At 58.6% G+C, this 13,178-nt stretch carries 12 protein-coding genes; 6 read left to right on the top strand and 6 right to left on the bottom strand.

Annotated elements, in window-relative coordinates; all coding sequences use genetic code 11:
* The first annotated feature begins 463 nt into the window (after nucleotides 1-463).
* Complete coding sequence (locus tag ACP15V_RS14380; RefSeq protein WP_424944413.1) at nucleotides 464-1,291, top strand: DUF6473 family protein; 828 nt, start codon at nucleotides 464-466, stop codon at nucleotides 1,289-1,291.
* A 65-nt stretch (nucleotides 1,292-1,356) separates the two neighbouring features.
* Here ACP15V_RS14380 and ACP15V_RS14375 read toward each other — a convergent pair whose 3' ends face one another.
* The 6 genes from ACP15V_RS14375 to ACP15V_RS14350 form a co-directional block, all read right to left on the bottom strand.
* On the bottom strand, nucleotides 1,357-2,286 hold the full coding sequence (locus ACP15V_RS14375; protein ID WP_424944412.1) for an electron transfer flavoprotein subunit alpha/FixB family protein: 930 nt from the start codon (nucleotides 2,284-2,286) through the stop codon (nucleotides 1,357-1,359).
* On the bottom strand, nucleotides 2,286-3,044 hold the full coding sequence (locus ACP15V_RS14370; RefSeq protein ID WP_424944411.1) for an electron transfer flavoprotein subunit beta/FixA family protein: 759 nt from the start codon (nucleotides 3,042-3,044) through the stop codon (nucleotides 2,286-2,288). The genes ACP15V_RS14375 and ACP15V_RS14370 overlap by 1 nt, the downstream gene beginning before the upstream one ends.
* A 440-nt stretch (nucleotides 3,045-3,484) precedes the next feature.
* Nucleotides 3,485-4,057 (bottom strand): cob(I)yrinic acid a,c-diamide adenosyltransferase, encoded by a 573-nt coding sequence (locus ACP15V_RS14365; protein WP_424944410.1) that lies wholly within the window; start codon nucleotides 4,055-4,057, stop codon nucleotides 3,485-3,487.
* On the bottom strand, nucleotides 4,057-4,260 hold the full coding sequence (locus ACP15V_RS14360; protein ID WP_424944409.1) for a twin transmembrane helix small protein: 204 nt from the start codon (nucleotides 4,258-4,260) through the stop codon (nucleotides 4,057-4,059). Before ACP15V_RS14360 ends, ACP15V_RS14365 begins: the two co-directional genes overlap by 1 nt.
* A 213-nt stretch (nucleotides 4,261-4,473) precedes the next feature.
* On the bottom strand, nucleotides 4,474-5,304 hold the full coding sequence (locus ACP15V_RS14355; RefSeq protein WP_424944408.1) for an SDR family NAD(P)-dependent oxidoreductase: 831 nt from the start codon (nucleotides 5,302-5,304) through the stop codon (nucleotides 4,474-4,476).
* A gap of 171 nt (nucleotides 5,305-5,475) precedes the next feature.
* A complete protein-coding gene (locus ACP15V_RS14350) occupies nucleotides 5,476-6,018 on the bottom strand; it encodes an SH3 domain-containing protein (protein ID WP_424944407.1) in 543 nt (180 codons plus the stop codon).
* Between the two features lie 247 nt (nucleotides 6,019-6,265).
* Here ACP15V_RS14350 and ACP15V_RS14345 point away from each other — a divergent pair, with 247 nt between their 5' ends.
* From ACP15V_RS14345 to ACP15V_RS14325, 5 genes are all read left to right on the top strand, one after another.
* A complete protein-coding gene (locus ACP15V_RS14345) occupies nucleotides 6,266-8,599 on the top strand; it encodes a DNA topoisomerase IV subunit A (protein WP_424944406.1) in 2,334 nt (777 codons plus the stop codon).
* 3 nt (nucleotides 8,600-8,602) lie between these two features.
* A complete protein-coding gene (locus ACP15V_RS14340) occupies nucleotides 8,603-9,781 on the top strand; it encodes a DUF898 family protein (RefSeq protein WP_424944405.1) in 1,179 nt (392 codons plus the stop codon).
* Nucleotides 9,778-10,980, top strand: a complete 1,203-nt coding sequence (locus tag ACP15V_RS14335) for a M48 family metallopeptidase (protein WP_424944404.1) — start codon at nucleotides 9,778-9,780, stop codon at nucleotides 10,978-10,980. The genes ACP15V_RS14340 and ACP15V_RS14335 overlap by 4 nt, the downstream gene beginning before the upstream one ends.
* 174 nt (nucleotides 10,981-11,154) lie before the next feature.
* Nucleotides 11,155-12,330, top strand: a complete 1,176-nt coding sequence (gene tuf / locus ACP15V_RS14330) for an elongation factor Tu (protein WP_424944403.1) — start codon at nucleotides 11,155-11,157, stop codon at nucleotides 12,328-12,330.
* A gap of 289 nt (nucleotides 12,331-12,619) precedes the next feature.
* Nucleotides 12,620-13,024 carry a hypothetical protein gene (locus ACP15V_RS14325; RefSeq protein ID WP_424944402.1) on the top strand — a complete coding sequence of 135 codons (405 nt, stop codon included), beginning with the start codon at nucleotides 12,620-12,622 and terminating at the stop codon, nucleotides 13,022-13,024.
* Nucleotides 13,025-13,178: the final 154 nt, after the last annotated feature.

The raw sequence follows: 13,178 nt of genomic DNA, 5'->3' as shown, positions 1-13,178 counted from the left end.
CTGTCCGCTCTGATCCGGTCTGAGAATACTACCATTGGCTTTGAACATGCGGCCTGCTGGCCATCAGCGCCGTGCGACACCAAGGTGTTTCGCACCTGTCCAGTTTTGCTCGAAAGCCCGCGATGCTTTGCAAAACCGATAAATCCGTGATGGATCCTGTTGAGACCCTGATCCCCAAAATAGCTTTGCGCAGCCTTCAATTGCCAACGCCGAACAGCCGTGAAAGCGATGTTTAAAGCATTTCGACTTATTGTTGAGACACAATAATGAGGCGAAACGCTCGAAACCTACTGATGTTGCGGGCGCTTCGAATTCAACGTGTTATTCAAGCCTGTCTCGAAACGCTTTAGGAGCGCCAAATTCCTAAGCAAGTGCTAATGAAATACGTTTCATTGTCAGTTTAGCAATTTCTCAAGAGCTTTCAGCGAATCTCCATATTGGGTGAATAAATGGAGTGGGTAACATGGCCTATCAGTCGCTTGGCGTGCAGTCGCTAGAGTATTTCCCGTGCCGCTATGGCGCATCGAAAATCCTGTTTCGTGGGCCACAACGTGATCTGGAGGGGGACTATATTGCCGTGATGGGCGGCAGTGAAACTTATGGAAAATTCGTACAACATCCCTATCCGGAATTGATGGAAGGGTTGCTGCGCAAACAGGTTGTGAACTTTGGCTGTATGAATGCCGGGGTCGATGTGTTTGCAAATGAGCAAACCTTGCTGGATGCCGCCAATGCGGCCAGCATGTCTGTTTTTCAGATCCCTGGGGCATTGAACCTTTCAAACCGGTTCTACGCCGTGCATCCGCGCCGCAATGACCGATTTTTGCGCGCGTCAAACATGTTGAAAACAATCTACCGAGAGGTGGATTTTACCGAATTCAACTTCACCCGCCATATGCTGCAAACCCTGCAAGAGCTGTCAGCCGAGCGGTTTTCCATGGTTGAATTAGAGTTGAAAGAGGCCTGGGTAGGGCGCATGAAGTCGCTCGTTTCGAAAATCAAAAGCCCGCTTGTCCTGTTGTGGTTGTCCGAACGCGCCATCAAAGATCGTTGTCCCAAAGGCATTTTGGGGGCAGATCCCGCATTGGTGGATGAAGAGATGATCAATGAAATTCGCCCGTTTGTGCGCGATGTTGTCGAAGTGGTTGTGTCGCCAAAAGATATCGAACTTGGCCGCAAAGAACTTGTTTATCCGGAAATGGACGAAGCCGCGGCGCATAGCATGATGGGCGCGGTTGCCCATGATATGGCGGCAGATGCGCTGGTGACTTGCATTCGTCAATCTTCCTGATCAAGCATAAGCAACAAAAAAGGCCCGCCATCAGGCGGGCCTTTTGATTTCAAATCACCCCAGGCTTAACCAAGCTTTTCGGTAAGCTCCGGCACAGCGTCGAAGAGGTCGGCGACCAGACCGAAGTCGGCGACCTGGAAGATCGGTGCTTCTTCGTCTTTGTTGATTGCAACGATGATCTTCGAATCTTTCATACCAGCAAGGTGCTGAATGGCGCCCGAGATACCGACGGCGATATAAAGCTCGGGGGCAACAACCTTGCCGGTCTGACCCACCTGCCAGTCGTTCGGCGCATAGCCCGAGTCAACCGCCGCGCGCGAGGCGCCAACAGCGGCGTTCAGCTTGTCGGCCAGGGCTTCGATCAGTTTGAAGTCGTCTTCCGACCCCACACCACGACCACCCGACACAACCACGCCAGCCGAGGTCAGCTCGGGGCGGTCGCTTTCGGCAACCTTGTCTTCAACCCATTCCGACAGGCCCGGATCAGCGGCGGCCGATACGGTTTCAACCGGCGCGGACCCGCCTTCACCAGCCGCATCAAAGGTCGAGGTGCGGAAGGTGATGACCTTCTTGGCGTCCGACGATTTCACGGTCTGCATGGCGTTACCGGCATAGATCGGGCGCACGAAGGTGTCGGCGTCCACCACTTCGGTGGCTTCCGAAATCACCATCACGTCCAGAAGCGCGGCCACGCGGGGCATCACGTTCTTGGCGTCGGTGGTGGCCGGGGCCACGATGTGGTCGTAATCGCCAGCCAGCGACACGATCAGCGCTGCGGTCGATTCGGCCAGGCGGTGACCCAGCGACGCATCTTCGGCAACCAGAACCTTGGCCACACCGTCGATCTTGGCGGCGGCGTCCCCAGCTGCAGCAGCGGTGCCGCCCGCGGCCAGAACGGTCACGTCACCCAGCGATTTTGCCGCGGTGACGGCTTTGGCGGTGGCGTCCAGCGCCAGTTCACCATTGTTGACTTCTGCGAGAAGAAGAACAGCCATTACACAGCCCCCGCTTCTTTGAGTTTCTCAACCAGCTCGTCAACGGACCCAACAATGATGCCGGCGTCGCGGGCAGCAGGTTCGGTGGTTGAGACGATTTCCAGACGGGGCGACACGTCGACGCCGTAATCGGCGGCGGTCTTCTCGTCCAGCGGCTTTTTCTTCGCCTTCATGATGTTCGGCAGCGACGCATAGCGCGGTTCATTGAGGCGCAGGTCGACCGTCACGATGGCCGGCATGTTGACCTTGATGGTCTGCAGACCGCCGTCCACTTCGCGGGTCACAACGGCCTTGTCGCCATCAATGTCCAGCTCGGACGCAAAGGTGCCTTGCGACCAGCCCAGAAGGGCCGACAGCATCTGGCCGGTGGCGTTCATGTCGTTGTCGATGGCTTGCTTGCCGGCCAGAACCAGACCCGGCTGCTCTTCTTCAACAACTTTGGCCAGGATCTTGGCGACGGCCAGCGGTTCGATATCCTGATGAACATCATCCGCAGCGTTGACCAGGATGGCGCGATCCGCACCCATGGCCAGGGCCGTGCGCAGGGTTTCCTGGGCTTGCTTCACGCCGATCGACACAACGACGATCTCGTCGGCCTTGCCGGCTTCTTTCAGGCGAATGGCCTCTTCGACGGCAATCTCGTCAAAGGGGTTCATCGACATTTTTACATTGGCGAGATCGACACCCGTTCCGTCCGCTTTTACACGAACTTTCACGTTGTAATCGATCACGCGTTTGACAGGTACAAGCACCTTCATTGGCGTGTCTCTCCCGGTTATGCCCCGTGGGGCGGTCATGCTCTCGCGACACGTTTAACGAGTCGTGGCCGTCAAAAACAGCGCAAAATCGTCACGTCTTGTCCCAAGGACGCCGCGTTTTTTAGTTTTGACGGGGATTCTTTGCGAGAATGTTTCCGCGCAGGGCACAGATTGGCGGGAAATGCGGGGAAATGTGATAACTCCCTTCCATCACCTCAAACCGTTGCCCCCAACGATCGCGCCTTTGGCAACCACTTAGAGCATGTCGCGCAAAAGTGGCTGCCGGTTTTGCGCTCCTCGGACATGCGAAATCAAGACGTTAGAGTGGGTCGCGTGAATGCGACTCGCTCAAGAGCCATCAAAACTACATCAAGGGCGGCGCGCCACCTGGGCCACACCCTGCCTTGATTTCCACACCCCATCCAACGGGACGCATCTTATCAGCGGTTCGCCCCTGGCACCCACAGCACATCCGCCTTGCCGCCGTCATTGGCCACACGGGCCGCAACAAAGCACCAGTCGGACAGGCGGTTGAGGTATTTCACCGCCACCGGGTTTACCTCTTCGACGCTGGCCAATTCGGTCGCGAGCCGTTCGGCGCGGCGCGAGACGGTGCGGGCCATGTGCAGATGGGCGGCCAAGGGCGTGCCGCCGGGCAGGATGAAGCTGCGCAGCGGCTCCAGCGCCTTGTTCATCACGTCAATCTCGGCTTCCAGCCGGTCAACCTGCTCCTGCGCCATGCGCAGAGGCGGATATTCGGCCTCGGCATCTTTTGCCATTTCGGGGCGGCAGAGGTCGGCGCCCAGATCAAAGAGATCGTTTTGAATGCGGGCCAGAGCCGCGTCGACCTCGCCGTCAGAATGCAGGCGCGCGATGCCAATCACCGCATTGGTTTCATCCACCGTGCCATAGGCCGTCACGCGCGCGTCATGCTTGGCACGGCGCGACCCGTCGCCCAGGGCCGTTTCGCCCGCGTCGCCCGTCCGGGTGTAGATCTTGTTCAGAACAACCATCAGTTTCCTCCGCGTAGCCAGATGAACAACAGAATAACCGCAATCGCCACCGCTTGTGCATAAATCCGATAGCGCATGAACCGGTTGGAATGCTTGCGGGACACCTCGCCCCCCACGCCGAATGTGCCAATGCCCATCAGAAGGATGATCAACACTGCGGCCACGGCCACCACAACAAGAATAAAAAGCGGGTCGCTGAACATGCGGGTCTCCGAACGGTTTTCAATTGGATAGCGCCAAGCAGGCAAAAAGGCGAGGGGCAAGTTGTGGGCAGGGGCGTTGCCCCTCTTGTCTCTTACAGAGCCAATTCACCCCAGGATGTTTTGGGACCAAAGATGGCAGATACGCCTCATCTTTGGTCTTCAAGTATCCCGGGGTGAGCGAGCTTGTCTCGCGAGGGGCAGCGCCCCTCCCCCTCAGCCGTTCGGCGTGAGACGATCCAGCATCCGCGTTGACAAAACCCGGCGCGCGGCCCCGGTGATATAGGTGGCGCGGGTGACATAGTAGCGCGGACGCGGGCGGGGATGTTCCAGCGCATGGATCAGCTTGTCGGTCACCGCAGATGGCGGCAGTTCAAACGGGTCGAGATCGCCGCTGTCATCATATAGCCGGTCGCGAAGTTTGCGATACAGGCCCGCGCGCGGGCTGTTTTCCCAGTCGATCCAGCGCTCAAACGGTGCCCGGGCGTTTTCGCGGATACGCGTGGTGATTGGGCCGGGTTCGATCAGCGAGACGCGGATGCCAGTGCCGCGCATTTCCAACCGCAGCGTATCTGTCAGCCCTTCCAACGCAAATTTGGTTGAGGCATAGGCGCCGCGCCAGGGCAGGGCGGCCAATCCCAGGACAGACGAGTTGTTGACGATCCGACCATGCCCCTGCGCCCGCATCACCGGCAGGGCCATACGGGTGAGGTGGTGATAGCCAAAGACGTTGACTTCATAAATCTCGCGAAGGGCGGCGGTGGGCACATCCTCAACCGCGCCTGGGATCGCAAACGCCCCGTTGTTGAAGAGCGCATCCAGCCGACCACCAGTGCGTGACAGGACGTCGTCCATAACCGCTTGCATCGAGCTTTCGTCGGAGTAATCGAGCCGCAGGCTTTCCAGCCCTTCGCCGGTCAGGCGATCCACGTCTTTTTGTTGTCGGCAGGTGGCAAAGACACGCCAGCCCCTTTTGGTCATGGCGTGGGCCGCGTCATAGCCGATACCCGAAGAGCATCCGGTGATAAGAAGAGTTTTTTGTGTCATGGCCATGACCTGACAAGAGGGGGTATGTCCGTCAACTCAAATCACCGAGGGGTGTTGGAAAAGACCTTCGGCGCGCCGCGTGGGCCACACAAAATCGTGGGCCACACAAAATAGAGTGCGGCCCAATAAGGTGTACTTGCGCGCGCCCAGTGTTCCGAGCGCCAAATTTTCTTATTGGCTGGCCGACAGGAATCTTGATGCCATGAAACCACGTTTGCCGCTGTCCACGACTTTGATCTGCGACCAGCCGTTGCCGGTGTCGCCGGTGATCAGAACGGCCGTGCCGCGGGTCAGCCGACCCACGATGCCGTTGCGGGTGGATGGCCCCGCGCGCAGGTTGACGGCGCTGGCCGACACATATCGTGTCTCAAATGCCGCCGAAGTTGCTTTGGCCGCCGCGGGCACAATATGCCCCTGCGCGGCCATGGCTTGTGCGGCTGCAATGGCACGGGCTGCCTGGCTGTCAGGTGCGGGCGGCGTGATCCGGGGTGCGGTCCGCGCCACGGCTTTTGTCGGGCGCATGACGGGTTCCGATCGGGTGGACACGACCAGCACCGGCGCCTTCACGGAAGCGGAGACCGGTTCGATTGTGGCCTGTTCCACGCTCGGCTCAAGGCCAAGCCGATCCGCCGGCAGGTTATCATCCCGCCCGAAATGCAACATTGCGGCACCCATTGCGCCCACAGTCAGAAAAGTAAGTTTGAACACACCCATAATATCCCCCTAAAACGTCTTCTTATTTGCGCCGGGTCACATACCCGGGCGCTTCCTTTGCTTTAAAAATAAACGCGGTTCGGTCTGTTTGGTTCCCAACTACCCATCGCTTTGTTGCAAACAGATGAAGCGCGCGTTTATGTCTGATCAAAATATCATTGCGCTTAGGAATAAAATGAGGGGAAACTACGCGTTCATTCCCCTCTAGCAGCTTTACCCACACTCCAGCACTCGATACACAACAATTATGACCGATTTGACCGACGACCGCAACATGAAGAGCCATTCCGTGTCCGAACCGCTGCGCCGCGCCATTGGCGAGCGGTACCTGACCTATGCGCTTTCCACCATCATGCACCGCGCCCTTCCGGATGCGCGTGACGGGCTGAAACCCGTGCATCGGCGCATTCTTTACGCGATGAGCCGGTTGAAGCTGACATCGGGTGGGAAATTTCTGAAATCGGCCAAGATTTCCGGTGACACGATGGGCGATTTCCACCCGCACGGCGATGCCGCAATCTATGATGCGATGGCGCGTCTGGCGCAGGATTTTGCCGTGCGCTATCCGCTGGTCGACGGGCAGGGGAACTTTGGCAATATTGACGGCGACAACCCCGCGGCCTCGCGCTACACCGAGGCGCGCATGACCTTTATCGCCGAGGCGATGTTGCAGGGTCTGGATGAAAACGCCGTTGATTTTCGTGACAATTACGATGGCCGCCTGACCGAACCGGTGGTGCTGCCGGCGGAGTTTCCGAACCTTCTGGCCAACGGGGCGGCGGGCATTGCGGTGGGGATGGCGACCAATATTCCGCCGCACAATATCTCGGAACTGATCGACGCCTGCTTGCACATGATCAAGGTGCCGGATGTGCGCGACGATACGCTTTTAAACTATGTGCCCGGCCCTGATTTCCCCACCGGCGGGGTGATTGTTGAACCGCGCGAAAACATCGCGAACGCCTATCGCACCGGGCGGGGCAGTTTCCGTCTGCGCTGTAAATGGGAGGTCGAGGATCTGGGCCGTGGTCAGTGGCAGGTTGTGGTCACCGAAATCCCCTACCAGGTGCAGAAATCCAAGCTGATCGAAAAGATCGCCGAGGTGATCCAGACCAAGAAAGTGCCGATCCTGGCCGATATTCGGGACGAATCGGCCGAAGATATCCGCATTGTTCTGGAACCCAAATCAAAGAACGTGGATCCCGAGCTGCTGATGAACATGATGTTCCGCAACTCGGATCTGGAAACCCGTTTTTCGCTGAACATGAACGTGCTGATCGACGGGGTCACCCCCAAGGTCTGTTCGATGAAAGAGGTGCTGCGCGCCTTTCTTGATCATCGCCGCGACGTGTTGGGGCGGCGGTCGCGCCACCGGATGGAAAAGATCGACCACCGGCTGGAAGTGCTGGAAGGCTTCATCATCGCCTTCCTCAACCTTGACCGCGTGATCGACATTATCCGCTATGACGACGACCCCAAAGCGGCGCTGATGCGCGAGGTCTGGGGCGGTGATTTCGCCCGTGCCATGTCCGAGGCCGATTATGTCTCGCCCAAGCCGGGCGAGGGCGAGCTGACCGAAGTGCAGGCCGAAGCGATCCTGAACATGCGCCTGCGCTCGTTGCGCCGCCTTGAAGAGGTCGAGCTGGTCAAGGAACGCGACAAGCTGATGGAAGAGCGCGCCGGGCTGGAAGACCTGTTGGCGTCGGAAGACCTGCAATGGAACAAGATCGCCGAACAGCTGAAACTGGCCAAGAAAACCTTTGGCAAGGATCACGACGGTGGCGCGCGCCGCACGCAGTTTGCGGAAGCCGCCGAGGTCGAAGATGTGCCGCTGGAGGCGATGATCGAGAAAGAACCGATCACTGTGGTCTGTTCCAAAATGGGCTGGATCCGCGCCATGTCGGGCCATATTGATCTGACCCGTGAGCTGAAATTCAAAGACGGGGACGGGCCGCGCTTTATCTTCCATGCGGAAACCACCGACCGGTTGCTGGCGTTTGATTCGAACGGCAAATTCTACACGATTTCGGCCGCCAACCTGCCCGGCGGGCGCGGCATGGGGGAACCTTTGCGCCTGATGGTCGACCTGCCGAACGAGGCGGAAATTGTCGATCTGTTCATCCACCGCCCCGGCGGCAAGCTGATTGTCGCGTCCAACGAGGGCAACGGTTTTGTGGTCAATGAAGACGATGTTCTGGCCCAGACCCGCACCGGCAAACAGGTGCTGAATGTGGGCGATGGGCACGCCAAGGTCTGTGTGCCGGTGGCCGGGGATCACGTCGCCGTCGTATCGGAAAACCGCAAGCTTCTGGTCTTCCCGGTGGAAGAGCTGAACGAGATGACGCGCGGCAAGGGCGTGCGGTTGCAGAAATACAATTCTGCGCGTGGCAAACAGGGCGTGTTGGAATTGGATGGCGGCTTGTCTGACCTCAAGAGCTTCTCGCTGGAAGAGGGGCTCTCTTGGCCCGCTGCCGGTGAACGCACCCGCACGGAAACCGACCTTTCCCCGTGGCTCGGCAAACGCGCCGGGGTGGGCAAGGCCCCGCCGCATGGATTCCCACGTAACAATAAATTCGAGTAAAAGATGCCGCCCCGTATTTTACCAGTTCACTATGCGGGGCGCGCAGGCCCCTTGTTTTTCCTGGCGTTGAAAACCGCGTTTTTCACACTGATCACGCTTGGTATGTATCGCTTCTGGGCGCGCACCCGCCTTCGGCGCTATTTCTGGAGCGCGATCCGCCCCGGCCATGTGCCGCTCGAATATGTGGGCGACCCGATCGAGAAGCTCTTGGGCTTTCTCGTCGCCGTGGTGATCATGGCGTTTTACATCGGGGTGGTGAACCTGATCCTGATGTATTTCAGCTTTGCCTTCTTTCAGGGCAATGTGGCGGCCTATGTGCTTAGTTTTGTCGGGCTCGTGCCGCTCTATTTCTTCGCGGCCTACCGCGCGCGGCGGTACATCCTGGCCCGCACCCGCTGGCGCGGCATCCGGTTCGGGTTGGAACCCGGCGCCTGGGGCTATGTCTGGCGGGCGATTGTGCATTGGGGGCTGACCATCCTGACCGCGGGCGCGCTTTTCCCGATGACCCGGTTGTGGATCGAGAAATATCTGACCAACCAGACCTATTACGGCACCGAACGCTTTCAGCAGGGCGGCGGGCGGTTCCTGCTTTTTGGGTCGATGAAACACATCTACTACCCGCTGGGCCTGTCTGCGGTGGCCATCGCCATGGGGGCGCTTGCGGAAAACCCGGCCTGGTTCGCCATGCTGCTTTTGACCGGCCCGTGGATGATCTATGGCTGGGCCTATTGGAAAGCCGATAGTTTCAAGCGGATGACCGAGGCCAAGACGCTGGGCGGCATCCGATTCACCTCCGAACCGCGCGCCGGTCGCGTGTTGGGCATCTACCTCTTGGGCGGGTTCATCCTGAACCTCGTGCTGACCGGCGTGATGATCGTGGCCGGGGTGATGATCGCCGTGGTTCTGGGGGCCGGGGACATGGTCGATATCGAGCAGACCGAAAATATCGAACTGATGCTCGCCTCGGCGTCACCGTTGTTTGTGCTGATCTATTTTGCCCTCTTTCTGGTGATCGGCGCGGCCTCGCAGGCGCTGTTCACCCTGCCGCTCGCGCGCCATTTCGCCGAAGTGACACAAATCGTCGATCCCGGCGAGATTGCGATGATCCGGCAACGCGACCGGGATGAGTTCGGCGAGGCCGAAGGCTTTGCCGATGCGTTGGATGTGGGGGCGGCGATATGAGCGATCCGAACAAAGATTTCGACTGTTTTGCCGATTACGCCCAGGGCGCGCGCGCCGTGGTGGCACGGGTCGGGCTGCGCATGGAACCCGCTGCACTGGCGCTGTACTTGCCCGACGGCACCGTGGACCATTGGCCGTGGGAAGAGATCCGCGGGCTGAAAGATCAGGCCGATCGCGATGGGATGGTGCTTTACCGCAAAGGGTCGGATCTGGCCCGCCTGTTTCTGCGCGACATGGCGGTTGCAGAGAAGCTGCGCCGCCGCGCCCCGAACCTTGCCAAACGCGCCCGCCCCGTGCCGGTGCGCCGCCTGATCACCTGGTCGGCCGGCGCGGTGGCGTCGGTGGCCGCGATCATCTTTGTGCTTGTGCCCCTGATGGCGGCGCAACTGGCGGCCATCCTGCCGCCCGAAGGGGAAAAGGCGCTGGGCGACACCACACTGGCACAGATCCAGGAGGTTCTGGGCGAGGCCGACATGGCGGTGCAAACCTGCAACGCGCCCGCCGGTCGTGCGGTTCTCGACACGCTGAGCGCGCGTTTGATGCCCGAAGAGGCGCTGCCGTACCCGGTTGATGTCCACGTGTTCGATCACGAGCTTGTCAACGCGTTTGCCCTGCCCGGCGGCCATGTGATCCTGTTTCGCGGGCTGATTGAAGCGGCGGAAAATCCTGACGAGGTGGCTGCCGTTCTGGCCCATGAAATTGGCCATGTGGTGGGGCGCGACCCCACCCGCGATGCGCTGCGCTCAGCCGGGTCGATCGGGGTTTTGGGCTTACTCTTTGGCGATTTCGCCGGGGGCACGGTGGCATTGTTGCTGGCAAACCAGTTGATCGATGCGCGCTACAGCCAGGCGGCGGAAACCGCGGCAGATGAATACGCACATGCCATCTTGCAACGCGAATGGATCAGCCCCAGCGCGCTGGGCACGTTTTTCCAGCGCCTGAAGGACGAGCACGGTGATGCGGAAGGGTTCCTGGCCCATCTCAGCACCCACCCGCAAATGGCCAAACGGATCCTCGCTGCGGCCAATGCCACCGATGAGGCCGAGATCTATCAGCCCTCTTTGTCCGCGAAAGACTGGCGTGATCTGCAAGAGATCTGCGGTGGGCGCGCGAAGCCGGATCGGGTGCCGCCCGAGGGGGATGTCGCGGACACCGAAGCCCGTGAGGATCGGCAGCAGGAAAGCGGCAAAAACAAGTGACACTGCCTTGTGTGGTGCTGTCTCTGCCCGCCCCAGCATGAGGTGGCGGCAGGATGCTCGATTTTCGCCGCTTATTCTCAAGGAAGGCTTGATTTTCCGGCCCCAACCAAGTAACGAGCGCGCGAAGATGAACTTGGGGCCACCCCGGCCCCCCTCAAGACAAGGCAAGGCGTAATGGCTAAGGAAAAGTTTGAACGCGGCAAACCGCACGTGAACATCGGCACCATCGGTCACGTTGACCACGGGAAGACCACTTTGACGGCAGCGATCACCAAGTTTTTTGGTGACTTCAAAGCCTATGACGAGATTGACGGCGCGCCGGAAGAGAAGGCCCGCGGGATCACCATCTCGACCGCTCACGTTGAGTATGAGACCGAGAACCGTCACTACGCCCACGTGGACTGCCCGGGTCACGCTGACTATGTGAAAAACATGATCACCGGCGCCGCGCAGATGGACGGTGGTATCCTGGTTGTGAACGCTGCTGACGGCCCGATGCCGCAGACCCGCGAGCACATCCTGCTGGCGCGTCAGGTTGGTGTGCCTGCTCTGGTTGTCTTCATGAACAAAGTTGACCAGGTTGACGACGAAGAGCTGCTTGAGCTGGTTGAAATGGAAGTTCGTGAACTGATGAACGAATACGACTTCCCGGGCGACGACATGCCGATCATCGCGGGTTCCGCGCTGGCCGCCATGGAAGGCCGTGACAACGCAATCGGCGAAGACAAGATCCGCGAGCTGATGGCGGCTGTTGACGAATACATCCCGACCCCGGATCGTCCGGTTGACGGCGACTTCCTGCTGCCGATCGAAGACGTGTTCTCGATCTCGGGCCGCGGTACCGTTGTGACCGGCCGTGTGGAACGTGGTGTTGTGAACGTTGGCGACGAGATCGAAATCGTTGGCATCAAGGACACCCAGAAAACCACCTGTACCGGTGTTGAAATGTTCCGCAAGCTCTTGGATCGCGGTGAAGCTGGTGACAACGTTGGTGTTCTGCTGCGCGGTATCGACCGTGAAAAAGTTGAGCGTGGCCAGGTTCTGTGTAAGCCGGGTTCGGTAAACCCGCACACCAAGTTCGAAGCCGAGGTCTATATCCTGACCAAGGAAGAAGGCGGCCGTCACACCCCGTTCTTCGCAAACTACCGTCCGCAGTTCTACTTCCGCACCACCGACGTGACCGGCACCGTTGAGCTGCCGGCCGGCACCGAAATGGTGATGCCGGGCGACAACCTGAAGTTCAACGTTGAACTGATCGCCCCGATCGCCATGGAAGAAAAGCTGCGCTTCGCCATCCGCGAAGGCGGCCGCACCGTTGGTTCGGGCGTTGTGTCGAAGATCATTGAATAATTCACACCAGTGAATGTTCAAAAAGAAGGGCCGCCCAATGGGCGGCCCTTTGCATTTGAACTCAATGATCCCGAGGCATATCATCAAGTTCTTGTTGGCAACCGAGGGGGGCCCATTTCACTGGTTGACGTGGTTAGGCGGTTGTTCTCAGGTGGCGCTGCGGAGTTTCCAATGGGAGTGAGAGAAAGTGCCGAGATGGTTCTTTGTTGTTTTGGGGATGATTTGCCTGTCCGCTGTCGTGGTGGAAAATAGGATTTCTGATCGGCGGAATGCTCCACCTGAGTGGACAATGAACGTTCTGAATTGTGTTTCGGAGAATGCGGACAGAACCACCTTTCCGGCTCGATACGATGCGATGGTCATAGATTTGAAGGAGGGGTATGAGGGAATTCAGGTCGTATTTCTTTGCGTTGATAGCATTATTTTCAGATGCGTGGGGGCCAATGATTATGACCGGTGTGAGGCTAAGCTTTTGAAAGAGGTACAGCGCTTCAATCGACATCTGGTTCAGCAGTTGGGTGCACGAAACAGCCCGGACAAAAGGCAGTCCGAATTAGAAGCTTGTCATGAAAAGTCAAAGACCCTGCCGCAGGACCGTCAGGCGAGTTTTCAATCATATTGCATTGCCGCCTCAGAGAAAGCCTTTACAGCCGATTTGCTTTTGATGTGGAAGAAAAAGTATCAATCGGATTAATCAGAAAGGTCGCCGCAAAGCGGTATTTCTTGTTGGGTATGGTAAATTGAGTAAGCCCAAGTATTTCTCTTGCGTCCACTGCCCAACGGGGTTCTAGTTTTCTAGTTTTCTAGTTTTCTAGTTTTCTAGTTTTCTAGTTTTCTAGTTTTCTAGT

The sequence above is a fragment of the Aliiroseovarius crassostreae genome (genome assembly GCF_049803815.1).
GTDB classification, from domain to species: domain Bacteria; phylum Pseudomonadota; class Alphaproteobacteria; order Rhodobacterales; family Rhodobacteraceae; genus Aliiroseovarius; species Aliiroseovarius crassostreae_A.
The sequence above is the reverse complement of the archived record's forward strand: the minus strand, read 5'-3'. Positions and strand labels throughout refer to the sequence as shown.